The organism is Pseudomonas sp. AF03-9 (genome assembly GCF_020515815.1).
Classification (GTDB): Bacteria; Pseudomonadota; Gammaproteobacteria; order Pseudomonadales; family Pseudomonadaceae; genus Aquipseudomonas.
In genome coordinates, this window is sequence record NZ_JAHPJF010000023.1 from 1 (window position 1) to 26195 (window position 26195).

Consider the following 26195-nt stretch of genomic DNA (forward strand, 5'->3'; position numbering starts at 1 on the left):
GGGCCTCTACAAATCGCAGGCAACAAAAAACCGTGCCCGGATCGCTCCGGAGCACGGTTTTTTTTGCTGCGTCTTACTTGTTAACAGCGTCGGTCAGGCCTTTGGCCACAACCAGCTTGATAACTTTCTTGGCAGCGATTTCGATGGCAGCGCCAGTCGAAGGGTTACGGCCAGTACGGGCAGGACGCTCGGTCACTTTCAGTTTGCCAACGCCTGGCAGAGTGATTTCGCCGCCGTTTTCCAGCTGGTCAGCAACAACTTGGCTCAGTTGGTCCAGCAGAGCGCGCACGGTGGTTTTCGGTGCGTCTACTGCTTCAGCCAGGTCAGCGATCAGTTGGTCTTTAGTAATAGCCATTGTGGTGTTCCTTCCCTATCAAATTCATATGGATTGCAGAGTGCAGTGTCAGCCGTCGAGCCCGACCGTCTAGGTCTGGCACCCCAGGCTATAACCGCGAAGATCGGGGTTATAGATGCTTGAAACGGGGATTGGTTCGACCTGACAGATGCTGAATGCACGCTTAACGCCGAGACTTGGCGTAAGACGGGGCAAAACTAGCACAGAGACGGGGAAATATCCGCTTCTACCTACCCATTTGGTCAGCTTTATCGCTCTAAACCGTGAAAAAATGGCATATGCCATGTCGGAGAGCGGCAAAACCGCCTTGAAAGCGCGTCTTGACCAATGGGTGCGGTACACTGGGCGACTTTTCGGGGAGGCCAACCGCTCCCCTTCAACCAGCCGAGAAGCCCATGCCGATCCGTCATTGCATCGTCCACCTGATCGACAAAAAACCCGACGGCACGCCCGCAGTTCTCCACGCCCGCGATTCGGAGCTGTCCGAATCGGCCGCCATCGAGAACATGCTTGCCGACCTCAACGAGAGCTATAACGCCAAACAAGGCAAGGCCTGGGGTTTCTTCCATGCCGAGTCCGGCGCGCACCCGTTCAGTGGTTGGTTGAAGGAGTATTTCGACGGTGGCCAGGATTTCACTACCTTTAGCCGCACCGCCGTCGAGCACCTGCAAAAGCTGATGGAAGAGTCCAACCTCTCCACCGGCGGCCACGTGCTGTTTGCCCACTACCAACAAGGCATGACCGATTACCTGGCCATCGCCCTGCTGCACCACAGCGAAGGCGTGGCAGTGACCGACGAGTTGGACGTGACCCCGTCGCGTCACCTGGACCTCGGCCAGTTGCACCTGGCGGCGCGTATCAACGTTTCCGAGTGGCAGAACAACAAGCAGTCCAAGCAGTACATCTCGTTTATCAAGGGCAAGAACGGCAAGAAGGTCTCGGAGTACTTCCGCGACTTTATCGGCTGCCAGGAAGGCGTCGACGGCCCGGGCGAAACCCGTACCCTGCTCAAGGCATTCAGTGACTTCGTTGAAAGCGAAGACCTGCCGGACGAATCCGCCCGCGAAAAAACCAAGACCCTGGTGGACTACGCCAGCAGCCAGGCCAAGCTCGGCGAGCCGATGGGCCTGGAAGAACTCTCGGGCTTGATCGATGAAGATCGGCCTAAGGCGTTCTACGACCATATCCGCAACAAGGACTACGGTCTGTCGCCGGAAATTCCGGCGGATAAGCGCACCCTCAACCAGTTCCGCCGCTTTACCGGCCGCGCCGAAGGCTTGTCGATCAGTTTTGAAGCGCACTTGCTGGGCGACAAGATCGAGTACGACGAGGCGGCTGGCACGCTGATCATCAAGGGTTTGCCGACCCAACTGACCGACCAGCTCAAGCGCCGCAACTGATGCTCGGCGGGGTGTTCAAGAAAGTCCTGCTGGTATTGCTGGTGGTGGTGGTGTTCCAGAACTGGGGCAAGATCGAGCGGGTGTTCAATCCGTCCCAGGTGGCGCCGGAACAAACCCGGGCCTCGGCGCGGGTGGTGCTCTATTCCACCGAATGGTGCGGCTACTGCAAGCAGATCCGCCGCTTCCTGGACCAGAAAGGCCTGCCCTACCAGGCGTTCGACATCGAAAAGGACGCCCAGGCGCGCAAGGCCTACGAGGCGCTGGGCGGCGGCGGGATTCCGTTTGTAGACGTCAACGGCACGCTGATCCGTGAGTTCAGCCCGGAGAAGATCATGGCGGCGCTGAAATAATCAGCGCACCACGATCACGCGACCCAGCAGGTTGTGCTGCTCGAACCCGAGCACGGCCTGCAACGCATTCAACACCGCCTGCGGATCCTTGCTCGGGAAACTGCCACTGACGCGCTTGCTGCCCATCTCATCGTTGAGCAACAGGATGCGGCCCGGGTAGTAGCGCTCCAGATCCTTGACCACATCGGCCAGCGGCGCCTTGTAGTAGTTGAGCCAGCCGTCGCGCCAGGCCAGGCGCGATTCGCTGTCCACCGGGTGCATGGCATCGGCCACACCTTGCGTGTAGGCCACTTGCTGGCCGGCTGTAAGGACTTGCTGTTGGCCCTGCCTGGACGGCGTCACCCCTACCCGCCCCGACAACACCGTCACCTGCGCCCCCGCCGGTTGCAGGCGCACTTCGAATTGCGTACCGAGCACCCGCGCTTCACCGCTGCCCGCCTCCACCACAAAGGACTCGCCAGTGTGGGTCACGCTGAAAAACCCCGCACCACGACGCAACTGGATGTGCCGTTCGCCATGGCTGAAATCCACGGCAATCGCGCTGTCGGCATCAAGGGTGACTTGGGATTTATCCGCCAGGGTGACGGTTTTGACTTCGCCTGGCGCCGTCACATAGTCGGCGCCAAAGTCATCGACCCAGCGCGATGGCTGCCAGCCTGCGCCCATGGACACCATCAGCAGCAGGCACGCGGCCATCGCCAACGCGCCTGCCCCGCGTACAACCCGCGAGCGCTTCGAGGTGTGCATCGCCTTGAGGTAACCCTGCAAGGCCAATGCATCCTCGTCCGCCAATTTTCGCGCAGGCACTTCACTCAATTCCCACAGTACCTGGGCCTGGGAGTACGCCTCGATGTGGGCCGGATCGGCACGCAACCATTGGCTGAACGTGGCCTGGTCGCCGCTGCTCGGTTGGTCGTGCAGCAGGCTCAGCCAGGCCAGCGCGGCGTGTTCCTGGTCGGGCGTGGGGGTGCGGTTCACGGTGCTGTCCCTGGCGTGCGTGGGGGTGATGGCTCACGAAGGCTGGCTTTGCAGGCTTCGAGGGCACGCATCATATGTTTTTCCACGGCACTTTGGGACAGACCCATGGCCTTGGCGATTTCCGCGTACTTGCGGCCATGAATGCGGTTGAGCAGGAAAATCTGCCGCGTGCGCTCCGGCAAGCTGCGCAGGGCAGCTTCGACATGGCGCAGATCATTGCCCGCCTCCAAGGCCGCTTGGGGTTCGCAACCCTGATTATCCTGTTGCTCGGGCAGCCAGCCTTCGCTGCTGCGCACCCGCGCGCTTTCGCTGCGCAGGTGGTCAATGGCGATGTTGCCAGCGCAGCGCAGCAGGTAGGTGCTGAGTTCCTCGACCTGCACCAGCGGGCGGCGCCAGAAGCGTAGGAATAAATCCTGCACCAGGTCGGCAGCCGTGGCACGGCAACCGACACGTCGGCTGACCAAGGCTTCCATCTGTGAACGCTGCGAGAGAAACACCTGCAGGAAATGCGCACGCCCGCCTGCTGATTCAGCGCGCTGGCTGTCCTGGGACTCCGGTGGGGTGCTGATCATCATGGGCGTGGCTCAGAGGATGGCGAAGGCCGCGACGGGGCTGGCCAGCAGGCCGACGCCCGCCAAGATCAAGGCCAACCGTGGCCGATACGGCAACAACAGCACCAGCAACAGCGCACTGAGCATCAACACCGCGCACCACTCCACCAGGCCCCGGCTCCAACCACCGAGCGCCACGGCCGGCCAGATCGACAGTGCCAGCAGCAACCAGCCCGCCGCCCGCAACCCCACGCGCCGTTGGGGCGACGGCTTGCTGTGCAGCAATTCGCCATGGTGACGGTCGGTGGACAGGCATAGCGCAGTGAATCCGGCGTAGCACATCAAGAGTGCGAGCAGCATTCAGTTTGCCTCCTGCTTGAGGGTCAACGAACGCGCCCGCTCGCCCCTGGGCTGGGGCGCAGCACGGTGCTGCATCTTCCACGCGGCCCAGGCGAGGAATACGCCGCTGGCCAGGCACGTCAGGTCGAAACCGGCCATGGCCCAATCACCCGTCGCCAGCGACACGCCCAGGTGGTGCGAAGTGGTCAGCGCATTGAGCAGCGGGATCGCGACAAACAGCAGCGCGCCGACACTCAGTTGTTCAACCCAGCCCTGGCGGCCACGGCGCAGGACCGCGTGCAGCAGGCTCACACCCCAGGCCATGAAGAAGGTCTGTACTTCCCAGGCAGAGCGCTCGGCAAAGCCCACCGGCAGCAGGCGGTTGGCCCAGAAGAACGCCGCAATGGCGATCATCAACCCGGACATGCTGGCGATGTTGAGCACCTCCACCAGGCGCAGTTCAAACGGCATCACGCCGCTCTTGGCGTGCTTGAGTTGGCGCTTGCCCAGCCAGATCACCAGCCCGGTGCCGATCATCGCCGTGCCCGCCAGCCCGCAGATAAAGTACAACCAACGCAACACCGGCCCGGCGAACTGGCCCATGTGCAGGCCGTAGAAACTGCCGCCGATGATCGCCGGCAGCGATTGCCCGGCACTGGTGCGCAGCAGTTCGCCGCTGGTGCCGCTGAACGACACGATGCTGTCGAACTCATGCACCACGTTGTCGGAACTGGCCCGAAACACATTGACCGAAGCGTTCACGTCGCTGGGGTTGTTCACCCCCAGGCGCCCCACATGGCCACCGTCCCATTGCGCCCGCGCCTGTTCGTACATCGGCAACAGCGGCAGCAATTTGCCCGGTTGCCCCTGCGCCGGCGCGTTGTTGGTGGCGGGGAACACGTCGTTGAAAAAGGCGCGGGTATCACCCGCATAGGAGGCGAGGATCGGCGCCGGCATCACCATGCTCATGAAAATCACCAGGCTGCTGTAGGTGATCATCAGGTGGAACGGCAGCACCAGCACACCGACCGCGTTATGCCCGTCGAGCCAGGAACGCTGGCCTTTGCGCGGGCGGAAGGTGAAGAAGTCCTTGAAGATTTTCTTGTGGGTGATGATCCCGGTGATCAGCGCGACAAACATCACCATCGCAGCGATGGTGGACAGCCAGCGGCCCCAGGGATGGGGCATTTGCAGCTGGAAATGGAAACGATAGAAGAACTCGCCGCCCATGCTTTCGCGGGCCTGCACATCTTGGCCGGTAACCGGGTCGAGGGTTTTCTGGATGAAATTGCCGCGACGGCCAGGGTCGAGTTTGTCTTGCCACATCACCGTCAAGGCGGGGTCGCGGTCATCCGGCAGGTTGATAAACCAGCGCGCGGCCGTTGGCGCCACCTGCTGCAAATAGGTTTGCGCGACGCCCAGGCTGCGCGCGTTGTCCAGTGGATAAGCCTGCACTTCGGGCTGCATCCAGTGGCTGATCTCGTCCTTGAAATACGACAAGGTGCCCGTCAGGAAAATCGCAAACAGCAGCCAGCCAAAGATCAGCCCGCTCCAGGTGTGCAACCAGGCCATGGCCTGGCGAAAACCCTCTTTCATGGACGCGCCATCCACAACCCCACACCCGCCAGGGTGGCAAACGCCGCACTCGGCAACATCACGCCAAACCAGGCGCGCCAGGCCGTGCGGCATGCAAAGCACCAGAGCACCGCCAGCAGATAGAACACAAACGAACTCATCATCCCGGTGATCACCGCGTCGGCGCGGGACGTGGGCATCCACAATGCCAGGCAGATGGCGGCCAGGGAGGCCATCAGGTAGCCGCCGACGACAGCCGCGAGCACCCGCGATGTGACGGCCAGACGGTAGGGTAGCGCAAGTGAGGTTTTGCTTTTCATGCGGGAGACGCCAGGTTCATCAGTGCGCAATATTAATGATAAATATTCTCATAAGCAAAAAAGAACGGATGAAACGCCGGTACTGGCGGATTGCCGAACCGTAGCGGCCCACCTACAATGCGAACAATTCTTGTTCTCTAAAGCATGCCAAATGCCCGCATGCTCGTAGCGAAGGGTGATCGCGTTGCAGCCGTCCAACACCGTCGAAGTTTTGTACACCGACCATCACCACTGGCTCACCGGCTGGTTGCGACGCAAGCTCGGCTGCCCGGAAAGTGCCGCCGACCTGGCGCAAGACACATTCATCCGCGTGCTCAGCGCCCGTGAAACGCCAACATTGATCGAACCCCGCGCCTTCCTCACCACCGTGGCCAAGCGCGTGCTGTGCAATTTCTACCGCCGCCAGGACCTGGAGCGCGCCTACCTCGACGCCCTGGCCCAGTTGCCCGAACACGTGGCACCGTCGGAAGAGGAACGCGCAATCATCCTGCAAACCCTGGTCGAGCTGGACCAGTTGCTCGACGGCTTGCCCACGCCAGTCAAACGCGCCTTCCTGCTGGCCCAACTCGATGGCCTGACCTACGCGCAAATCGGCGCCGAGCTGGGCATCTCCATCGCCACCGTCAAACGCCACCTGAATAAAGCCGCCATGCACTGCTACTTTGCCCTATGAATTTCTCGACCCAAGTTGCCGAACAGGCCGTGCATTGGCTGATGGAAATGCAGCAAGGCGCCCTCAACCCGCGCCAACAAGCGGCCTGGCAGCAATGGCTGAATGCCCACAGTGAACACCAGCGCGCCTGGGACCATATGCAACGCGTCAACCAGCGCCTGCGTGGCATGCCATCGCCCCTGGCCCATGCGGCGTTGAACGCGCCAACCTCCACCAGCCGCCGCCAGGCCCTCAAGCTGCTGCTGATCCTCGGCGCTGGTTCGGCCGCCGCCTGGAGCCTGCGCCAGCAACATATCCTGCCGCCGCTCACGGCCGACTACCGCAGCCCCGTCGGTCAACGGCGCAAGGTGCAACTGGCCGACGGCAGCCAGTTGCAGCTCAATACCGGCAGCGCGGTGGATGTGCATTTCGATGGCCAGCAGCGGCTGATCCGCCTGCTCGAAGGCGAGATCCTGCTGACCGGCGCCAAAGGCAACCGGCCGCTCAACGTGCTGACCGGCCAGGGCCTGCTCAGCAGCCAGGCGGCGCGCCTGAATGTGCGCCAGTTCAACGACCACACCCAACTGGCGGTCCTCGACGGCCACGTCGACGTGATGCCCAATACCTACAGCGGCCTGCCGCTGACGGTCGACACCGCACACCAGGTCAACTTCACCCGCAAAGGCTGGGACACCCCGCGCGCCACCGACGCCAACAGCGGCGCGTGGGCCGATGGCATGCTGGTCGCAGCCCACATGCGCCTGGAAGATTTCCTCGGCGAACTCAGCCGTTATCGCCGTGGCCAACTCAATTGCGCCCCCCAGGTCGCCAACCTGCTGATCTCCGGCAGCTACCCGCTGGACGACAGTGAACGCATTCTCGACCTGTTGACCGTCAGCCTGCCGGTCAAGGTGCGGCGCTTTACCCGCTATTGGGTGACCGTCGAGGCGCGAGCCTGAAATTATCTGCAATTGTTGTGAGCCGTTTTCCACACCTCGCGTGACAGAGAAGGAAAGCCACCTTGATCCTTCCTTCTCAGGACCGCACTTCATGCCCCAGCAACCGACGCTTCTTGCCCGCACCTTGGGCCAACTCCTACTCGGCGCCAGCCTGAGCCTGACCGTACTACCTGCTGCAATGGCCGCCGACGCCAAGCCTTACCACATCGCACCAGCGTCGCTGGAAGCCGCGTTGAATCAATTCGGTCGCGAGGCCGGCGTGCTGATTTCCTTCGGCTCCGAGGTCACGGCCGGCATGCAGAGCCGTGGTTTGAGCGGCAACTACAGCGCCGCCGATGGCCTGCAAAAATTGCTCGAAGGCACCGGCCTGCAAGCCCGCGCCGAGGGCGACAATGCCTACAGCCTGCAGTCGGCCAATGCACCGGCAACCCTCGAACTGGGCACCTCCAGCGTGGTCGGCGACTGGCTCGGCGATGCGGCGCAAACCAATGTCTTCGAACATCCCGGCGCCCGTGACGTGATCCGCCGCGATGAATTCGAACGCCAGGGCGCAACCCAGGCCCGCGATGTGCTCAATCGCATCCCCGGCGTCAACGCCCCGGAAAACAATGGCACCGGCAGCCACGACATGGCGCTGAACTTCGGCATTCGCGGCCTCAATCCGCGCCTGGCGTCGCGCTCCACGGTGCTGATGGACGGCATCCCGGTGCCCTTCGCACCGTATGGCCAACCGCAACTGTCATTCGCGCCGATCAGCATGGGCAACATGGACGCGGTGGACGTGGTCCGCGGCGGCGGCGCCGTGCGCTACGGCCCGCAGAACGTCGGCGGGGTGGTCAACTTTGTGACCCGCGCAATCCCGGACACACCGACTGTCAAAGGCGGTTTCCAGACCGAAACCAGCCCGTCTTCGAGCCATGACGGTTTCAAGACCACCGCCAACCTGCTGGCCGGCGGCACCGCCGACAACGGCCTGGGCGGTGCGCTCCTGTACTCCGGCACCCGTGGCGGCGACTGGCGTGAAAACAGCAACACGCGCATCGATGACCTGATCCTCAAGGGCAAATACCAGCTCGACGAGGCCAACAGCTTCAACGCCATGGCGCAGTACTACGAAGGCCAGGCGGATATGCCCGGTGGCTTGAACGTCAAGGACTACAAGGCCGACCCGTATCAGTCGACCCGTCCCTACGACAAATTCTGGGGGCGCCGTACGATGTTCAACGCCGGTTACCGCTACCAGGAAGACCGCCGCGAATTCACCGTGAACACCTTCTTCACCACCACCCTGCGCAACGGCTACCTGGACCAGACCCGCTTCCTGTCCCTGTCGCCCCGCGAATACTGGGTGCGCGGCCTGGAAACCCGCTTCGCCCAAGGCTTCGACCTCGGTAACACCAGCCACGAAGTCGGCGTGGGCTATCGCTATATCAACGAAGCCGGCCACGAGATGCGCTACACCACGCCGATTGCGGCCAACCAGCAAATTCCGAGCACCAGCAGCAAGAACGACCGCGACACCCGTGGCAGTACCGAAGCCAACGCGTTCTTCATCGACGACCGGATTGATATTGGCAAGTGGACCATCACCCCGGGCGTGCGCTACGAAATGATCAAATCCCGGCAGGTCGACCACATCAACAACCTCGACAACAAAGGCAGCTACAACACCGCGCTGCCAGCGTTGAACGTGCTCTATCACCTGACCGACAGCTGGAACCTCTACGCCAACACCGAAGGCTCGTTCGGCAGCGTGCAGTACAGCCAGATGGCCAAGCGCGTGCCCAAAGGCGAAGTCAAACCGGAAAAAGCCCGCACCTGGGAAATCGGCACGCGCTACGACGACGGCACCTTGCGGGCGGAACTCGGCGCGTTCCTGATCAACTTCGACAACCAGTACGAAAGCAACCAGACCGATGACTCGGTGATCGCACGCGGCCAAACCCGCCACCAAGGCATCGAATCCAGCTTCAACTATGCCCTCGACGGTCTGAGCCCGGCGCTGGCCGGTTTTGATGTGTACGCCAGCTACGCCTACGTCGACGCGACCATCCGCGAAGACGGCCCGAACAAAGGCAACCGCGTACCCTTCTCGTCCAAGCACAAAGGCACCCTGGGCGTGGGTTACACCGAAGGTCGCTGGAAACTCAATGTGGACAGCAGCTACCAGAGCAGCCAGTTCGCCGACAACGCCAATACCGAGCAGGAAAATGCTGAAGGCAATACCGGACGTATCCCTGGCTACATGCTGTTCAGCAGCCGTGCCGCGTACGACTTTGGCCCGCAACTGTCAGACTTGAACGTCGCGGTCGGTGTGAAAAACATCTTCAACAAGCAGTATTTCACCCGCTCGTTCGACGACAACAACAAGGGCAAGTACGTCGGTGAACCGCGCACGGTGTACGTGCAGACTTCCATCGCCTTCTAACCCTCGCCACTTTAACTGCCCGCCAGGCAGCTCGGGGTCGCCGCGACCAGTGCGTCGATGGCGCACCGGGTCTTGGCCGGCATGTGCGGTGCGGTCGGCCAAATCACGTGGATCGGCGAAGGCTGTTCACGGTAGCCCGGCAACACCGCCTCCAGCCTCCCGCGCAGTACGTAATGCGCGATCAACCAACTCGGCAACCAGGCCAGGCCAACGCCCGCGATGGCGGCATCGGCCACGGCCTGGAGGTCGTCCAGCACCAACGGCGAAACCACTCTCGAACGATGCGGGGTGTTGGTTCTGTAGGCGATGCCGCGATGGCCTGCCAGATCATCGATAGATTCAATTCGTCCTACGCGCTGCAGGTACGCCGGTGACGCCGCCAGGCCTACCGATTGTTCGCCCAGCCGGCGCGCACTCAGGCGGTCGGTGTCGGGCAGCGGGCCGATCCGCACGGCGAGGTCAAAGCCTTCCTGCACCAGATCGATCATGCGGTCGGCAAAACTGATCTCGATCTCCAACTCCGGGTAAACATCCATCAGCCCCCACAACGCAGGCGCCGCATAGTGATGCCCGAATGCCAGTGGCACGCTTGCCCTCAAGCGTCCGCGCGGCTGCTGGCGCCCGCTTTCCAGCACCGATTCGGCCGCCTCGAGTTCCGCCACTGCACGTAGGCAATGCTCGTAGTACGCCTGCCCATCCTCGGTCAGATGCTGACGCCGGGTAGAACGCTGCAACAAGCGTGTGCCCAAGCGGGCTTCCAGCCGCGCCAGACCTTTGCCGACGGCCGAGCGCGTGAGGTTCAGGCGTTCGGCCGCCTCGGTCAGGTTGCCGCTTTCCACCACTTGCAGAAAGAGCTCAACGCCATCAAAACGTGGGATAGACATGCTTGAATTGTCGCTCCTGATTCCCGTATTGACGGAAAACTTATCACGAATAACGAACTGAATTCCCCTGAAAATAGCATCACTTCACTCTTCCCAGGAGAATTCCATGCCCGCCGCCACGTTATCGGCCACTCAACCAACCCACACCGCCAGGAACGGCCTCGCTTTAACCGCCGTCTGCCTGGTGGCCCTGATGTTCGGCCTGGAGATTTCCAGCGTGCCGATCATCCTGCCCACCCTCGAACAACAATTGGGCACCGGCTTCCAGGACGCCCAATGGATCATGAACGCCTACACCCTGGCCTGCACCAGCGTGTTGATGGCAGCCGGTACCCTGGCCGATCGCTTTGGTCGGCGGCGCATGTTGGTGCTGTGCCTGTGGCTGTTTGGCCTGGCCTCGCTGGCGTGTGGCCTGGCTGACGACGCCTCCACGCTGATCGCGGCACGTTTCGTACAGGGCGTGGGCGCCGGGGCGATGATGATCTGTCAGTTCGCGATTCTGTCGCACCAGTTCCGCGAGCCAGCGGCGCGGGCACGGGCCTTTGCGGTATGGGGCGTGATCGCGGGTGTGGGGTTGGGCTTCGGGCCGATGGTCGGGGCGTTGATCCTGGCGGTGGCGGACTGGCGCTGGGTGTTTCTCGTACACGTGCCGCTGACCTTGCTGACGCTAGGATTGCTGCACATCAGCGTGCAAGAATCCCGCGACCCGGCCGGAAACCGCCTCGATATCGCCGGCATGTTGACCCTGACGTTGTCGGTGTTTTCGCTGGTGTACTTCATCACCCAGGGCAGCGAATACGGTTTCGGCACACCGGCCATGCTCGGTTGGGCGGGCCTGGCGTTGGTCGGCCTGATGCTGTTCATATTTATCGAGAGGCGCAGCGCCCACCCGATGTTTGATTTCTCGGTGTTTCGCATCCGCCGCTTCAACGGTGCGCTGATGGGTTCCATCGGCATGAACTTCAGCTTCTGGCCGTTCATGATTTACCTGCCGCTCTACTTCCAGGCTGGCCTGGGCTACGACACCCTGACCACCGGCGGCGCCCTGCTCGCCTACACCTTGCCGACCTTGCTGGTGCCGCCACTGGCCGAACGCCTGGCCCTGCGCTACGGCGCCGAACGCATCATCCCCCTGGGGCTGGGCCTGATGGGCGTAGGCTTCTTGAGCATGGCCGCCGTCAACCTTGCCGCACGACCCAGCATCGTGCTGGTGCTGATCAGTTGCGTGATGGCCGGCGTGGGCCTGGCGCTGACCAACTCGCCGACCACCAACACCACCACCGGCTCCGTGTCGGCAGACCGCGCGGGAATGGCCTCGGGCATCGACCTCAGTGCGCGGTTGATTACCCTGGCGCTCAACATTGCGTTGATGGGGTTGGTGTTGCTACTGGGGATCAGCGATCAACTGGCCGCACTCTTGCCCGCCAGTACGCTGACGCAGTGGCCGGCCATAAGCCAGAACATTGCAGCGGGCAAGCTCACCGCCTCAAGCGTACTTGCGGCCACCGACGCCCAGGCGGCGCTGCGTCACGGCGCTGGCTGGGCGATGCTCTTCGCAGGGGCGGGCGCCGCCGGGCTGGCAGTGTTGAGCCGGTATTTTTTCCGACGTCTGGGGTAAACGAAAACGGGCCTGCATTTGCAGGCCCGTTTTATGGGGGGGATGAAAGAACTGTCAGCTATCAGCTGTTAAATACGGCACGTTCTTTTTCCAGAAACTCCTGTTCAAGCTCATCTTCATTGACTTTGGTATCCGACAAACTTTTACCGGCAGCGCGTGGCTTGCCTTGCAGTCGGCCAAACAGATGTTCCAACGCGTGGTCCAGCTTGGTCGCCGCACCGTCGATAGCCTGTTCCAGGGTATCGGCCTTGTGCAGTACCGAGAGCGGCTGATGGCCCTTTGGCCGTGCTTCCAGACGGCAGCTCAAATCATGGGGACCGGGCTTGTCGCCGTTCTCATCGCGCAGGTAGACCTCAACGCGGGTCAGGTCTTCTTCGTATCGTTCGAGCGTGCTCTCAATGGTAGTACGTACCCACTCCTCCAGTCGGATGCTGCTTTCAATATGGTTATCGCTATTGACTTGGATTTGCATAGTTCTTCCCTTATTTCAGCTAGCTCGCGGGAGGTCACAACTGCAACACCGATGCGGTGAAACCATGACCTCCTGACTACACAATTGAGCAGTCAGCGAAACAATTCAACCCCTTTGCAAAGATAAATCCCACATTACAAATTAACCCTGACTACAAGCAAAAACGCTGTTAGGGTGGGGAGTTAGTTACAACTTATTCCACCCTGCGCCCCTCACAATTGCCCCTCGCCCAACGGGTGCAATCCGCGAAAAATCCCTGCCTCCTCCACCAGCCAGTCATGCACCGCCCGCACGCCCGGATGGTTCAGCGCGCCCGGCGCATACAGCAGCACGTAACGTTTATGGTTGGGCACCGCCAGGCCGAACGGCACGATCAAGGTGCCGCGTTCCAGCTCATCGTTGAGCAAGGTGCGGCGTGCGATGGCCACGCCCATGCCGGCGATGGCGGCTTCGATGGTCAGGTGGTTGCGGTTGAACGTGTGGCCGCGGCGCACATCGGCTTCGTGATAACCGATGGCATTCAGGTAAAACTCCCACTCGGCGTATTCATAACTCCCACGCCAGGCGGTGATGTCGTGCAGCAGCGGGAAATGCACCAGGTCGGCCGGGCCATGCAACGGCGGGCGCCCGCGCAGCAGGCTTGGCGCGCACACCGGGAAAATCTGCTCATCCAGCAGGGCTGTGGATAACAGGCCGGGGTAGCTGCCGTCGTTCAGGTCGATAGCCAGGTCGAAGTCGCCCTCATGCAAGGCGATGCTGCTGTCTTCGGCGACCATGCGCAGCTGAATGTCCGGGAACCGTTGCTGCAAGCGCGGCAGACGCGGGGTCAGCCATTTGCCCAAGAACGACGGGATCGACCGCAGGCGCAAGGTGCCGCTGATCATTCCTGCGTCCAGCCGCTGCAATTCCGCATCGATGCTGCCGTAGGCCTCCCCCACCGTCGCCGCCAGCCGTTGCCCCTCGGCGCTGAGCTCTACCCCGCGTGCACGGCGATGGAACAGCCGAAACCCCAAACGCTCCTCCAGCTGGCGAATCTGCTGGCTCACCGCCCCCGGTGTGATGTGCAGTTCTTCGGCGCAACGGGTGAACGACAAGTGTCGTGCCGCGCAGGAAAACACGTGCAGCCAGACATAAGTCTGGCCATGGAGGGGACGGGTCATAGGGTTTAGTCCTGCTAAAGGGTGTCTTAGGATAATTCGTTGGTCAGTGCTGATCCAGAGGCTCATTATCGCGCCAACTCCGCTCGGCCGACAAAAAATGGCAGCGATTACCTTCCATTGCTTGTAAGGCTTTAGCATGGCTATCAGTGTTTTTGATCTATTCAAGGTGGGCATCGGCCCGTCCAGCTCCCACACCGTTGGCCCGATGCGTGCGGCGGCGACCTTCGCCCAGGCACTGCTCGACCACCATCTGCTGAGCGACACCCGCCGCGTCGAAGTGCGCCTGTACGGCTCACTGTCCGCCACAGGTATCGGCCATGCCACCGACCGCGCCTGTGTGATGGGCTTGATGGGCGAGTGGCCCGATCGCGTCGATCCCACGTCGATCAATGCACGTATCCAGCACCTGCGCGAGTCCGGTCGACTGCTGCTCGCAGGCCAACAGGAAATTGCCTTCAACTGGCAAAGTGATCTCCTGCTGCTGGACGAAAGCCTGCCCTACCACCCCAACGCCATGTCCCTGCACGCCTATGGCGACAACGGCCTGTTGAGCGAACAAACCTACTACTCGGTGGGCGGCGGTTTCATTATCGAAGCGGCTGAGGCCGAATCGGGCCTTGCGCCGACCAGCGATGTGCAATTGCCCTACGACTTTTCCAGCGCCGTCGAACTGCTGGCACTGTGCAACAAGCACGGCCTGCGGGTTTCCGAGCTGATGATGGCCAACGAACGCGCATGGCGCAGCGATGAGCAGATCCGCAGCGGCCTGCTGCATATCTGGTCGGTGATGCGCGAATGCGTGGAACAAGGGCTGCGCGATGAAGGCATCTTGCCAGGCGGCCTGGATGTTCCGCGCCGAGCGGCGAAATTGCACCGCAGCCTGTTGGAAATCGGCAAACCGAATGTGATCACGTCGACCTTATCGGCGATGGAATGGGTCAACCTGTTCGCCCTCGCCGTCAACGAAGAAAACGCCGCCGGCGGGCGCATGGTCACCGCGCCGACCAATGGCGCGGCGGGGATCATCCCGGCGGTGCTGCATTACTACATGAAGTTCAATGCCGATGCGTCCGACGACGACGTGGTGAATTTCTTCCTGGCGGCCGCCGCTGTCGGCATTTTGTGCAAGAAAAACGCCTCGATCTCCGGCGCCGAAGTCGGCTGCCAGGGCGAAGTCGGTTCAGCCTGCGCCATGGCCGCGGCCGGCTTGGCCGATGTCCTCGGCGCCACGCCCGAACAGCTGGAAAACGCTGCCGAGATCGGCCTGGAACACAACCTTGGCCTGACCTGCGACCCCGTCGGCGGGCTGGTCCAGGTGCCGTGCATCGAGCGCAATGCGATTGCCGCCGTCAAGGCGATCAACGCCACGCAGATGGCCCTGCGCGGCGACGGCAAACACTTCATTTCCCTCGACCGGGTGATCCGCACCATGCGCGATACCGGCGCCGATATGCATGACAAATACAAAGAAACTTCACGGGGCGGCCTGGCCGTGAGCTGGGTGGAATGCTGAGGAGCATTCCCTGACCGTCCCAACGTGAGCCCGCGCAAAAATAATAACGAGGCAATAACGATGACCGATGTACGTACACCTGCTGCCGAAAATCCTGTAATTGAAACAACCGTGAGCAAAGGCTGGACCAAACACGACACCACCTGGATGCTCGGCCTCTACGGCACCGCCATCGGTGCCGGCACGCTGTTCCTGCCGATCAACGCCGGCGTGGGCGGCTTCTGGCCGCTGATCGTGCTGGCGTTGCTGGCTTTCCCGATGACTTTCTTCGCCCACCGTGGGCTGACGCACTTTGTGCTGTCGGGCAAATCCGGCGACATCACCGAAGTGGTCGAAGAACATTTCGGCGTCGGCGCGGGCAAGCTGATCACCCTGCTGTATTTCTTTGCGATCTTCCCGATCCTGCTGGTGTACAGCGTGGCGCTGACCAACACGCTGAGCAGCTTCATGGAACACCAACTGCACATGGCCCCGCCGCCCCGGGCGATCCTGTCGCTGGTGCTGATCCTCGGCCTGATGGCGATTGTGCGTTGCGGCCAGGGCGTGATCGTCAAGGCCATGAGCGTGCTGGTGTATCCGTTCGTCGCCGCCCTGTTGTTGCTGGCATTCAGCCTGATCCCCAACTGGAACGGCGCATTCTTCGCCTCAGCCAGTGAGGGCATGCCCCTGCCGCTGTTCTTCAAGACCCTGTGGCTGGCGATTCCGGTGATGGTGTTTTCCTTCAACCACTCGCCGATCATCTCCGCGTTCGCCGTCGACCAGAAACGCGTGTATGGCCCGCAGGCCGAGCGCAAAAGCAGCGGCATCCTCGCCACCGCCCACGGCATGATGGTGCTGACGGTGATGTTCTTCTGCTTCAGCTGCGTGCTGGCCCTGTCGCCGGCCGACCTGGCGGCCGCCAAGGCGCAGAACATCTCGATCCTGTCGTACCTGGCCAACCACTTCCAGACCCCGGTGATCGCCTATGCCGCGCCGTTGATCGCGCTGGTGGCCATCACCAAATCGTTCCTCGGCCACTACATCGGCGCCAGCGAAGGTTTTCAAGGTTTGATCGTCAAATCATTGCGCGGGCGTAACCGTTCGATGTCGGCCAAATGGCTGGAACGCAGCACCGCGCTGTTCATGGTGCTGACCTGCTGGGCCGTGGCCACCTTCAACCCGAGCATCCTGGGCATGATCGAAACCATGGGCGGGCCGATCATCGCGTGCCTGCTGTTCCTGATGCCGATGTATGCGATTCGCCGCGTGCCATCGCTGCGCCAGTATTCGGGCCAGGTGTCGAATGTGTTTGTGGTCGTACTCGGCCTGATTGCGCTGTCTGCGATCGTTTTCTCGGTACTGCCCTGAAACAACGCACACACCTGAAGAACAACACTGACTCCATGTGGTAGCGGGCTTGCTCGCCAATGCGGTGGATCAGCCAATGAATACCGGGTTGATCCCCCGCATTCGCGCTCCCACATGGAGGTCTCATTGCCAGGGGGATCGCTGTACGGCACGGCGCTTGCTGTACAGATCACAAGGGAAATGGCCGGTGGTCAGGAGATGCGAACTAATCCCGACACCGGTCGTCAATGACTGCATGTTCTTATCAGGCGGTACGCACCATGGACAATCCTTTTCAGATCATCACCGACACCTTCACCCCCGAATACCGCGTCAACCTCAGCATCCAGCGACTGGATGGCAGCATCATGCTCACCCTCTCGAATGAGTCGGGCGTGGTGGCCAAGCGCATGATCAGCGCCGAACAACGCAACGATCCACAGCGCCTTAAACGCCTGGTGCAAAGCATCCAATTCGGCATCGCCATCGAGCAGGGCCACAGCGCCATGGAGATCCTGGCGGTGATGACGGATGGCGATCACAAACTGTTGCAGCGACCACCCAGCCGCGCCCTGCCCTTCAGCGTCGGGCTTTAAAGCTCACCCTTCTCGGTCTCCAGGCTCGCCTCGCCCTTGCGACGCGGGCCTTCGACTTTCACCGAAGGGAACGCCGACGAGGCGTAGCGCACCACCAGAATCGAGAAGGCCAACAGCAGAATCCCACCGCACAGGTAGATGATGCCTACGTCTGGCGGGTTGTGGTGGGACACGTTGGAGATCAACAGGCGCGTCAGTGCGGTGATCGCCACGTAGATCAGGAAGCGCACGGGCATGTGGTTGGTCTTGAAGTAAATCCCGACCATCGCGCCCAATTCCAGGTAGATGAACAGCAGCAAGATGTCATCGATCTTGATATGCCCGTTCTCCAGCATCCCCAGAAATTCCATCACCGCCGCCCAGGCCGTCACCGCACCAATGGCGAACAGCGCCAGGTAGTGAAACGACTCCACAAACAGATTACCCAGGGATTCCGCCAGCCCATGCACGTTCTGGCGCAGCCTTTCGGCCCAGTTGATTTTCACGATGATGCTTCCTTAGGTCGGTTCGACCGGATAATGCGGGTTGGACGTGACGGTTGTTCTGCATGCAGAAAAAAGGCCAGCGGCGTGTATAAGATGATGGCGGGGTGACATGAGGCACGCTCAACCTGTATTTACGGGCTACATTAAAAAACTGCTACCCAAACCCCACGGTTTGGCTTACCCTTTTCGCTGTATATAAATACAGTAGTCGCAAAAGACAACTATCGTGAAGGCATGTGAGGTGGTGAATGGCCGTCGAAGTGGTATACCGCAGCAGCCGAGATCTGGAGCGTTTGTTCATGGATAAAGCCGAAGCTGACCGTCATGACAAGATGCTTGAACTCGCTGAGTTGCTCGCAGAAGTGTTGCAAAAAGCCGTGCCGTCGTTGAGCGAGCAGCAGGTTGAGGAAGCCGGGATCTACATGGCGAAGAACCGCGATGTGTTTGCCAAGGCGTTCAAGAGCCAACCGGATGCACTGTCCGAGTTGCTGAACCCGGCGGCGGAATAAAGCCCGAATTGAACAGGCCCTGAATCATTGATTCAGGGCCTTTTTAATATCTGGCTAGCGGTACAGCAGGCGTTCGGCCAGTTCGTCCGCCACCCTGGCGGGGGAGCGTTTTTCGGCTTGGGCGTGGGCGTAGATTTCCGTCAGGCGGGTGCCAATGTTCGACAGGTGCGCGGTGATGGTGGGCAGTTCGGCGCCACGGTGCTTGAGGGCGACGTAGATCAGGCCGCCGGAGTTGATCACGTAGTCGGGGGCGTAGAGGATGCCCCGTGCTTCCAGCTGATCGGCGTTGTCCAGGTGGGTCAGTTGCGCGCTGGCGGAACCGGCGACGGCGGCGCAGCGCAGTTGGCCGACGCTCTGGCGGTTGAATACGGCGCCCAGGCCGCAGGGGGCCAGGATGTCGCAGGGGGTGCTGAGCAATGCATCGTTGGCGATGGGGTGCGCGCCCAATTGCTCCATGGCCAACTGCACCTTGCCATGGTCGATGTCGCTCACCAGCAGCTCGGCACCCGCGGCGTGCAGTTGCTCGGCCAGCGCGTAACCGACGTTGCCCAGGCCCTGCACGGCCACCCGCAGGCCTTCGAGGTTGTCACTGCCCAGGCGCGCCATGGCGGTGGCGCGGATACCGGTGAATACGCCCATGGCAGTATGGGACGAAGGGTCGCCCGCCGCCGTGGTGCTGGTGACGAAACGGGTGTGCTGGGCGATGCAGTCCATGTCGGCCACCGAGGTGCCACTGTCGATGGCGGTGATGAAGCGCCCGTCGAGTTTTTCGAGGCAGCGGCCAAAGGCTTCGAACAACGCGGCGCGGCTTTCCACGTGCACTGGGCGGACAATCACCGCCGTGCCGCCGCCCACCGGCAAGCCAGCCAGGGCGGCCTTGTAGCTCATGCCCTGGGCCAGGCGCGCGGCATCCGCCACGGCACTTTCGTCGTCGGGGTAGGAGAGGTAGCGACAGCCACCCAGGGCGGGCCCGAGACGGCTGTTGTGGATGGCGATGACCGCCTTCAGCCCGGTAACCGGGTCGACGCTCAAGTGCAGCGATTCAAGGCGGGTGCTGTGCATGAGAGCAAACATCGTCAAGCTCCCGAATCACTTCTGGTAGTGGCCCAAGTATAGGCTTGCGGTGGAAAACTGCCGGAATACGCTGGAATAAGCCGCCCGGTTTTGCAGGTCGCGCGACATAAGCAAGTGGGATATTTCTCAAGCTACTGGACGAAAATTCCCAGCAAGGCTAAAACGGGGACATCCGCCGGAGAATGCAATGAATCCCCGCAAAGCCTTTTTCGCCTGCCTGGAACGCTCCCCCCCTGCGCTGTTTGAAGCGGCGCTGTGGATTGCCGCCGAGCACGACCCCACGGTGCAGCCGTTGGTGATCCTGCAAGAGCTGACGTTGTTGCAACAGCAAGTCAGCGTAGGCATGCCCATGCTGCCGGCGGATGAACTGGGCCAGCCGCTGCTGCGCCGCTTGAACGACCTGGGCTTCGCCCAGGACGACTTCACCCCGCTACGCCCCGCCGCGGCCTTGCTGGACAAAGTCTTGCAACGCAAACGCGGGCAGCCACTGGCCATGGGGTTGATCGCGCTGGAGCTGGCGCGACGCCTGCACATCCCGATGGTCGGCGTGAATTTCCCCGGACACTTCCTGCTGCGGGTACCCGGCGCCGATCACCTGCTGGACCCCTGCGGCGGCCGGCGCCTGTACCCCAACGATTGCCGCGAACTGCTGCAACGCCAATACGGCCCCAACCTCAAGTTGCAGGCCGACCACCTGCACAGCGCCGACCCACGTTCGATCCTGCAACGCCTGTCACGCAACCTGCGCCAACTGCACCTGGCCAATGACGCGCCGCTGGCCGCCCTGGTGGATGCCGAACGTGTACTGGAACTGGGCAATGCCAGCGCCGCCGATTACCTGGCGCGGGCCAGTTTGTATCAGCGCCTGGATTGCCCGAACGCCGAGCGTTTTGATCTGGAGCACGCGTTGATGCTCAGTGAGGACCCGATCCAACGCCTGCGCTTGACCGAGCGATTGGGCCATTTGCCGCCTAACTCAGTGGTGCACTGAGCATCAAATTGTGGAACCTGCGGCGCATCAGTGATTGGCCGGCGCTTTTAGAATGTCGCCATGCAACGGACTCACAGGCCCACTTGAGCCCGGTGATCTCACTTGGATGATCAAGAGCGCCGCCATCACCGCCGGAATCGCACAGAAGAAGAAAATCTGCTGCACCGGGATATGCATCGCCAACAACAGGCTGCCGAACAGCGGCCCCAGGATCGAGCCAAACCGACCCACACCCAACGCCCACCCCGTGCCAGTGGCGCGCACGTGGGCCGGGTAGAAGTTGCTGGCGAAAGCGTTAAGCGTCAGTTGCCCGCCGATAATGCAGAACCCGGCGGCAAACACGCACGCCACCAGGTAGCGCGGATTGTCGTGATTCAAGCCCAGCAGGATCGTGCACAGCGCGGCCGCCGCCAATACCCCGGACAACAGGCGCACTTTGCTTTTCAGGCGGTCGGCGAACCAGGCCATGCCGATGGCGCCAAGGGTGCCGGCAAACAGGAACATCGAGGTCACCAGGTTGGCTTGCTTGAGGGCCAGCCCACTTTCCAGCAGCAGCGACGGCAACCAACTGATCATGAAATACAACAGGATCAGGCTGACAAAAAACGTTGCCCAGATCAGCAGCGTCGGGCGCGCATAGCCGTTGCGGAACAGCTCCACTACCGTCAGTTGGCCACCCTGCGCCTGCGGGCTGTCTGCCGCAGCCGCCAGCGGCGCTTGCCAGCCGGGCACCATGTGCGTGCTGACGTCGTGCAAACGCGCATACGGCGGCGCATCCCGCAGCAAGCGCGGCAGCGACTCCGGCAGCAACCACACGAGGAACGGGAACAGCAGCAACGGCGTCACGCCACCGGCAAGAAACACCGCCTGCCAGCCGAAGCCGTCGATAAACCCGGCGGCCACAAAACCACCCGCCGCACCGCCGAACGAAAAGCCGCACGCAGCCAACGTCACCATCAAGGTGCGCAGGCGCGGTGGCGAGTAATCCGACATCAACGCCATGGCGCTCGGCATGGCGCCGCCCATGCCGATGCCGCAGATAAAGCGTGCCGCCATCAAGCTGGTCAGTGAGTGGGCGAACACCATCAGCAGCGTGAGGCTGGCGTAGATCAGCACGCAGCCGAGCAGGATGCGGCGCACGCCAAAGCGGTCCGCCAGCGGCGTGACCAGCAGCGATCCCAACGTCAGCCCCAGCAGGTTGGCGCTGAACACCGGGCCGAAGGCCGCTTTTTCCAGCCCCCAATCCTTGGCCAGCGCTGGCACCACGTAACCCAGGACCTGGGCGTCGTAGCCATCGGTCACCAGCAACAGCGCCAGCAACAGAAGAATCAACCACTGATAGCGCGACACCGGACGGGCGTCGAGTGCCGCGCGAAAGCTGGCAATCTGATTGTGCATCGCAAGGTACCTATTATTTTTATAAGGATGACGCTGATCAAACTGTGGGAGCTGGCTTGCCTGCGATGGCGGTGCGTCAGGCAACTCATCTGGCACGGGTGCTCCGCTATCGCAGGCAAGCCAGCTGCCACATGTGTATTTAGGGGGTGTCAGGTTGATTGGCGGGGTGCGCCTGAATAAAGGCCGGATGCTGCGCGGCCAACGCCGCTACCCGGCCGATACGCGGATACGCCGCCAACGGCACCTTGAAGCGCTCCGCCGCATATAGCTGCGGAATCAGAAACGCATCCGCCATGCCTGGCTGCTCCCCAAAGCAAAACCCTGTGTCGCCAATCAACTGTTCCACCGCGCCCAGGCCCTGGCTGATCCAATGGCCGATCCATTCCAGCAGTTGCGCTTCGTCATGCCCCCACTGACGCAACAGGTTCTGGGTGCTGGAATTGTGCAACGGATGAATATCGCAGCCAATGATCGACGCCACCGCGCGTTCGTGGGCACGGGTTGCCAGGTCCTTGGAAAGCAGCGGCGCCTGTGGATAACGTTCGTCGAGGTACTCGATGATCGCCGGTGACTGGATCAACAACTCGCCGTCATCGGTGCGCAGGGCAGGCACGCGGCCCTGCGGGTTGATCGCCAGGTACTCGGGCTGGCGGTTCGCGCCACCGGCCGGCACCAGCAGGTTGACCGGCACCGCACGAAAATCCAGGCCCTTGAGCGCCAGGGCGATGCGCACCCGGTACGACGCGGTGGAGCGGTAGTAGGTATAGAGTTCCATCGCCCTGCCCTCTTAATGTGCGGCGACCACCGTGCCACGGCACTCGCCGAAGCCGATGGAGGCAAACCCTTCGCGGTTGCAGCGGGCGCGCAGGATGATTTCGTCACCGTCTTCAAGAAACTTGCGCACTTCGCCGGAAGGCAACTCGACCACTTTTTTACCGCCCTCGGTCATTTCCAGCAGGCTGCCAAACTGGCCTTCCTGCGGCCCGGACAAGGTGCCCGAACCAAACAGGTCACCGGGCTGCAATTGGCAACCGTTGACGCTGTGATGCGCCACCAACTGGGCGACGGTCCAGTACATATGCAAGCTGTTGCTCAGGGCCAGGCGCTGGGCCGGCAGGTTCTGCTCGCGCATGGCGGCGGTGGTCAGCAGCACTTCCAGTTCGATGTCCAGCGCACCCGCCGCCTGGTCGCGTTTATCCAGCAGGTACGGCAGCGGTTGCGGGTCGCCTTCAGGACGCGCCGGTTGTGCCTTGCGGAACGGCGCCAGGGCTTCGGCGGTGACGACCCACGGCGAGACGGTGGTGATGAAGCTTTTCGACAGGAATGGCCCCAGCGGCTGGTATTCCCAGGCCTGGATGTCCCGCGCCGACCAGTCGTTGAGCAGGCAGAAACCGGCGATATGCTCAGCCGCGTCGCCAATCGCAATCGAGTCGCCCATGGCATTGCCCTGGCCGATCCAGATGCCCAGCTCCAGCTCGTAGTCCAGGCGTGCGCAGGGGCCGAAGCTCGGTTCGGTCTGGCCGGCCGGCAGCGTCTGGCCTTTGGGGCGGCGCACGTCCGTACCGGACGGGCGAACGGTCGAGGCGCGACCGTGGTAGCCAATCGGCACGTACTTGTAGTTGGGCAGCAATGGGTTATCCGGACGGAACAGTTTGCCAACGTTCTGCGCGTGCTCGATGCCGACGTAGAAGTCGGTGTAATCGCTGATTTTCGCTGGCAGGTGCATCTGGCAATCGGCGGCGCGATGCAGCACCTGGGCCTCTCGCGCTTGCAGCGGGCTGCCTTCGGCGAGCAGTTCCAGCAGGCGCTCGCGCAGGGCCACGCGCGGGCCACGACCCAGTGCGAAAAAGTCGTTCAACTGGCCACCGGCCGTGGCTTCGACGGCACGCCGGGCTTCGCCTTCGAACGCGTCGATGGCCGCGTGCAGGTCCAGGATCGCGTCGCCTATCGCCACGCCACTGCGCGGCGCCGAGCCGTTGTGGCTGAAGATGCCCAGGGGCAGGTTTTGCAATGGGAAATCGGCGTGACCGTTGGCGGAGGCTACCCAGCTGCGGGTCGTGGTGGGCTGAGTCATGGGTTATCTCCGGTTCGGGTTGAAGGTGACGGGCAGCGAGGCCCAGCACGCGTCATAAGAGGGTTGCAGTTGCGGGCAGTCCAGGGCGAATTGGGTCGGGCGCAGCACTTGGCTGGTCTCGAACATGAAGGCCATGGTGTTATCGATCTTGTGCGGCGCCAGCTCGACGTTGATCGCCTTGGTGCAGGTTTCGCCGTCCGGGCCGTGGGCGCTCATGCAGCTGTGCAACGACGCGCCGCCGGGCAGGAAGCCTTCGGCCTTGGCGTCGTAGGCCCCCTGGATCAGGCCCATGTATTCGTTCATCAGGTTGCGATGGAACCACGGCGGCCGGAAGGTGTTCTCGGCCACCATCCAGCGCGGCGGGAAGATCACGAAGTCGAGGTTGGCCAGGCCGTGCACGCTGGTGGGCGAGGTCAACACGGTGAAGATCGACGGGTCGGGGTGATCGAAGCTGACGGTGCCGATGGTGTTGAAACGGCGCAGGTCGTATTTGTACGGCACATTGTTGCCGTGCCAGGCGACCACATTGAGCGGCGAGTGGTCGAGCTCACAGCCCCACAGTTCGCCGAGGAATTTCTGCACCAGGGTGGTCGGTTGCTGCAGGTTCTCGTAATGCGCGACCGGCGTGAGGAAGTCACGCGGGTTAGCCAGGCCATTGCTGCCGATGGGGCCGAGGTCCGGCAAGCGCAGGGGGGCGCCATGGTTCTCGGCGACGTAGCCGCGGGCTTGGGCATCCAGCAGTTCGACGCGGAATTTCAGGCCGCGTGGCAGTACGGCAATCTCCAGCGGCTCAACGTCCAGCACGCCCAGCTCGGTGGCGATGCGCAGGCGGCCCTGCTCGGGGACGATCAGCAGTTCGCCATCGGCATTGAAGAACACCCGTTCCATCGAGCGGTTGGCGCAATAGTTGTAAATGCTGATGCCTGCGGGTTTTTCCGACCCGGAGTTGGCGACCATGCCGACAAGGCCGTCGATAAAGTCCGTCGGTTCAGCGGGAATATCCAACGGGTTCCAACGCAACCGGTTTGGCGTCACCGCGCCCAGCGGTCCGCCGGCGAGCTGGCGCTCCAACTTGGCGAACGCCGGGTGATTGGCCGACGGCTGGATGCGGTACAGCCAGGTACGCCGGGCTTCGCTGCGCACCATGGTGAAGGCCGTACCGGAGAAGAGTTCGGTGTACAGCCCGTAGGGCGCTTTTTGCGGGGAGTTCTGGCCGACCGGCAATGCGCCGGGCAGGGCTTCGCTGGCGAATTCATTGCCGAAGCCCGAGAGGTATTCGAGGTTCATGGATCATCCTCTGTACGGAAGTTGTTTTTATCGTAATCCAGTTACGCATAACGTAATTTGATCACTATCGACCGTCAAGCTATAAAGACGCCCATTCATCTCTCGGATTCCCGCTCCCCCATGGAAAAGCCCCGCGACACAGGCAAACAGAAAGTCCGCTCGGCCGAAGTGGGCACCGACATCCTCAAGGCCCTGGCCGAACTGTCGCCGGCCACGTCGCTGTCGCGCCTGGCCGAGCATGTGCAAATGCCGGCCAGCAAGGTGCATCGTTATCTTCAGGCGTTGATCGCCTCGGGGTTTGCCGAACAGAACACCGCCACCAACCATTACGGTCTCGGCCGCGAAGCGTTGCGCGTGGGCCTGGCGGCGCTGGGCAGCATGGACGTGTTGAAAGTCGGCGCCCTGCCCCTGGCGGAACTGCGCGATGAGCTGAATGAAACCTGCTTCCTGGCGGTATGGGGCAACCAGGGCGCGACCGTGGTGCATATCGAACCGGCAGTGCGTGCGGTGACGGTGGTGACGCAATTGGGCTCGGTGTTGCCGCTGCTCAGTTCGTCCACCGGCTTGGTATTCAGCGCCTTCCTGCCCTCGCGGGAAACCGTGGAGTTGCGTGAACGGGAGATCCAGGCCGGTATCGCCCACGCCCTGGCCGACGATCAGGCCTACGCGACCACGTGCGAACAGATCCGCGCCCGTGGCCTGCACTTTGTGCATGGCTTGCTGATGCCGGGTGTGGATGCACTGTCGGCGCCGGTGTTCAACGCCGTCGGGCAAGTGGCGGCGGTGATGACCGTGGTCGGTCCCACCTCGCTGTTCCACGCCGATGAAGACGGCCCGGCGGCGCAGCACTTGCTGGCCGCGACCCGGGCCGTGAGTTGGCGCATGGGTTATCAGCCCTGAG

27 protein-coding genes are annotated in these 26195 nt (G+C 62.2%); 12 read left to right on the forward strand and 15 right to left on the reverse strand.

Annotation, left to right across the window (positions count from 1 at the left end):
- Window positions 1-73: 73 nt before the first annotated feature.
- Window positions 74-355 carry an HU family DNA-binding protein gene (locus LIY36_RS24000; RefSeq protein ID WP_003188840.1) on the reverse strand — a complete coding sequence of 94 codons (282 nt, stop codon included), beginning with the start codon at window positions 353-355 and terminating at the stop codon, window positions 74-76.
- A gap of 395 nt (window positions 356-750) precedes the next feature.
- Between LIY36_RS24000 and yejK the strand changes: the two genes are divergently transcribed.
- Window positions 751-1755: a nucleoid-associated protein YejK gene (gene yejK, locus LIY36_RS24005; RefSeq protein WP_003171997.1), complete on the forward strand. Its 1005-nt coding sequence runs from the start codon at window positions 751-753 to the stop codon at window positions 1753-1755.
- A complete protein-coding gene (locus LIY36_RS24010; RefSeq protein ID WP_192297457.1) occupies window positions 1755-2105 on the forward strand; it encodes a glutaredoxin family protein in 351 nt (116 codons plus the stop codon). Before yejK ends, LIY36_RS24010 begins: the two co-directional genes overlap by 1 nt.
- Here the strand turns inward: LIY36_RS24010 and LIY36_RS24015 are convergent, their stop codons facing one another.
- Genes LIY36_RS24015 through LIY36_RS24035 form a run of 5 tightly spaced genes read right to left on the reverse strand, consistent with a single transcriptional unit; the run spans window position 2106 to window position 5868 of the window.
- Complete coding sequence (locus LIY36_RS24015; RefSeq protein WP_226457420.1) at window positions 2106-3083, reverse strand: FecR family protein; 978 nt, start codon at window positions 3081-3083, stop codon at window positions 2106-2108. It lies immediately after the preceding gene.
- Window positions 3080-3658: an RNA polymerase sigma factor gene (locus LIY36_RS24020; protein ID WP_192297461.1), complete on the reverse strand. Its 579-nt coding sequence runs from the start codon at window positions 3656-3658 to the stop codon at window positions 3080-3082. Before LIY36_RS24020 ends, LIY36_RS24015 begins: the two co-directional genes overlap by 4 nt.
- 9 nt (window positions 3659-3667) lie before the next feature.
- The gene (locus tag LIY36_RS24025) at window positions 3668-3994 is read right to left on the reverse strand and encodes a DUF3325 domain-containing protein (protein WP_192297463.1); all 327 of its coding nucleotides are present in this window, start codon (window positions 3992-3994) and stop codon (window positions 3668-3670) included.
- Window positions 3995-5569, reverse strand: coding sequence for a PepSY-associated TM helix domain-containing protein (locus LIY36_RS24030; RefSeq protein ID WP_226457421.1), 1575 nt, complete (start codon window positions 5567-5569; stop codon window positions 3995-3997).
- Window positions 5566-5868 carry a DUF3649 domain-containing protein gene (locus LIY36_RS24035; RefSeq protein WP_192297467.1) on the reverse strand — a complete coding sequence of 101 codons (303 nt, stop codon included), beginning with the start codon at window positions 5866-5868 and terminating at the stop codon, window positions 5566-5568. The genes LIY36_RS24030 and LIY36_RS24035 overlap by 4 nt, the downstream gene beginning before the upstream one ends.
- A gap of 184 nt (window positions 5869-6052) precedes the next feature.
- Here LIY36_RS24035 and LIY36_RS24040 point away from each other — a divergent pair, with 184 nt between their 5' ends.
- The 3 genes from LIY36_RS24040 (at window position 6053) to fecA (ending at window position 9907) form a co-directional block, all read left to right on the forward strand.
- Window positions 6053-6541 carry a sigma-70 family RNA polymerase sigma factor gene (locus LIY36_RS24040; RefSeq protein WP_226457422.1) on the forward strand — a complete coding sequence of 163 codons (489 nt, stop codon included), beginning with the start codon at window positions 6053-6055 and terminating at the stop codon, window positions 6539-6541.
- On the forward strand, window positions 6538-7479 hold the full coding sequence (locus LIY36_RS24045; RefSeq protein ID WP_192297471.1) for a FecR domain-containing protein: 942 nt from the start codon (window positions 6538-6540) through the stop codon (window positions 7477-7479). Before LIY36_RS24040 ends, LIY36_RS24045 begins: the two co-directional genes overlap by 4 nt.
- Before the next feature lie 91 nt (window positions 7480-7570).
- Window positions 7571-9907, forward strand: a complete 2337-nt coding sequence (fecA, locus tag LIY36_RS24050) for a TonB-dependent Fe(3+) dicitrate receptor FecA (protein WP_226457423.1) — start codon at window positions 7571-7573, stop codon at window positions 9905-9907.
- Window positions 9908-9918: 11 nt separating this feature from the next.
- On the opposite strand, the gene LIY36_RS24055 is transcribed toward fecA, so the two are convergent.
- Window positions 9919-10791, reverse strand: coding sequence for a LysR family transcriptional regulator (locus tag LIY36_RS24055; protein WP_226457424.1), 873 nt, complete (start codon window positions 10789-10791; stop codon window positions 9919-9921).
- 106 nt (window positions 10792-10897) lie between these two features.
- Here LIY36_RS24055 and LIY36_RS24060 point away from each other — a divergent pair, with 106 nt between their 5' ends.
- Window positions 10898-12409 carry an MFS transporter gene (locus LIY36_RS24060; protein WP_226457425.1) on the forward strand — a complete coding sequence of 504 codons (1512 nt, stop codon included), beginning with the start codon at window positions 10898-10900 and terminating at the stop codon, window positions 12407-12409.
- Between the two features lie 61 nt (window positions 12410-12470).
- Here LIY36_RS24060 and LIY36_RS24065 read toward each other — a convergent pair whose 3' ends face one another.
- Both LIY36_RS24065 and LIY36_RS24070 read right to left on the reverse strand, forming a co-directional pair.
- Window positions 12471-12881 carry an HPF/RaiA family ribosome-associated protein gene (locus tag LIY36_RS24065; protein ID WP_012722380.1) on the reverse strand — a complete coding sequence of 137 codons (411 nt, stop codon included), beginning with the start codon at window positions 12879-12881 and terminating at the stop codon, window positions 12471-12473.
- 212 nt (window positions 12882-13093) lie between these two features.
- Window positions 13094-14041, reverse strand: a complete 948-nt coding sequence (locus LIY36_RS24070; protein WP_192297479.1) for a LysR substrate-binding domain-containing protein — start codon at window positions 14039-14041, stop codon at window positions 13094-13096.
- 136 nt (window positions 14042-14177) lie between these two features.
- Between LIY36_RS24070 and LIY36_RS24075 the strand changes: the two genes are divergently transcribed.
- From LIY36_RS24075 to LIY36_RS24085, 3 genes are all read left to right on the forward strand, one after another.
- Entirely contained in the window at window positions 14178-15554 is a 1377-nt protein-coding gene (locus LIY36_RS24075) for an L-serine ammonia-lyase (RefSeq protein ID WP_226457426.1), read from the forward strand.
- 60 nt (window positions 15555-15614) lie between these two features.
- On the forward strand, window positions 15615-16901 hold the full coding sequence (locus LIY36_RS24080) for a serine/threonine transporter (protein WP_226457427.1): 1287 nt from the start codon (window positions 15615-15617) through the stop codon (window positions 16899-16901).
- A 260-nt stretch (window positions 16902-17161) separates the two neighbouring features.
- Window positions 17162-17476: a DUF3509 domain-containing protein gene (locus LIY36_RS24085; protein WP_192297484.1), complete on the forward strand. Its 315-nt coding sequence runs from the start codon at window positions 17162-17164 to the stop codon at window positions 17474-17476.
- On the opposite strand, the gene LIY36_RS24090 is transcribed toward LIY36_RS24085, so the two are convergent.
- Entirely contained in the window at window positions 17473-17961 is a 489-nt protein-coding gene (locus tag LIY36_RS24090; protein ID WP_192297485.1) for a phosphate-starvation-inducible protein PsiE, read from the reverse strand. The genes LIY36_RS24085 and LIY36_RS24090 overlap by 4 nt on opposite strands.
- A gap of 248 nt (window positions 17962-18209) precedes the next feature.
- Between LIY36_RS24090 and LIY36_RS24095 the strand changes: the two genes are divergently transcribed.
- Window positions 18210-18470 carry a YebG family protein gene (locus LIY36_RS24095; protein WP_003188807.1) on the forward strand — a complete coding sequence of 87 codons (261 nt, stop codon included), beginning with the start codon at window positions 18210-18212 and terminating at the stop codon, window positions 18468-18470.
- A 54-nt stretch (window positions 18471-18524) separates the two neighbouring features.
- On the opposite strand, the gene LIY36_RS24100 is transcribed toward LIY36_RS24095, so the two are convergent.
- Window positions 18525-19544, reverse strand: coding sequence for a Glu/Leu/Phe/Val dehydrogenase family protein (locus LIY36_RS24100; protein ID WP_192297487.1), 1020 nt, complete (start codon window positions 19542-19544; stop codon window positions 18525-18527).
- Window positions 19545-19731: 187 nt separating this feature from the next.
- Between LIY36_RS24100 and LIY36_RS24105 the strand changes: the two genes are divergently transcribed.
- Entirely contained in the window at window positions 19732-20535 is an 804-nt protein-coding gene (locus tag LIY36_RS24105; RefSeq protein WP_226457428.1) for a SirB1 family protein, read from the forward strand.
- A 27-nt stretch (window positions 20536-20562) separates the two neighbouring features.
- On the opposite strand, the gene LIY36_RS24110 is transcribed toward LIY36_RS24105, so the two are convergent.
- The 4 genes from LIY36_RS24110 to hmgA form a co-directional block, all read right to left on the reverse strand.
- On the reverse strand, window positions 20563-21933 hold the full coding sequence (locus LIY36_RS24110; protein WP_226457429.1) for an MFS transporter: 1371 nt from the start codon (window positions 21931-21933) through the stop codon (window positions 20563-20565).
- 139 nt (window positions 21934-22072) lie between these two features.
- Window positions 22073-22708, reverse strand: coding sequence for a maleylacetoacetate isomerase (maiA, locus tag LIY36_RS24115; RefSeq protein ID WP_192297493.1), 636 nt, complete (start codon window positions 22706-22708; stop codon window positions 22073-22075).
- 12 nt (window positions 22709-22720) lie between these two features.
- Entirely contained in the window at window positions 22721-24007 is a 1287-nt protein-coding gene (gene fahA / locus LIY36_RS24120) for a fumarylacetoacetase (RefSeq protein WP_226457430.1), read from the reverse strand.
- Between the two features lie 3 nt (window positions 24008-24010).
- On the reverse strand, window positions 24011-25294 hold the full coding sequence (gene hmgA, locus LIY36_RS24125) for a homogentisate 1,2-dioxygenase (protein WP_226457431.1): 1284 nt from the start codon (window positions 25292-25294) through the stop codon (window positions 24011-24013).
- 120 nt (window positions 25295-25414) lie between these two features.
- On the opposite strand from hmgA, the gene LIY36_RS24130 reads away from it, so the two are divergent.
- A complete protein-coding gene (locus LIY36_RS24130) occupies window positions 25415-26194 on the forward strand; it encodes an IclR family transcriptional regulator (RefSeq protein WP_192297498.1) in 780 nt (259 codons plus the stop codon).
- Window position 26195 lies beyond the last annotated feature (1 nt).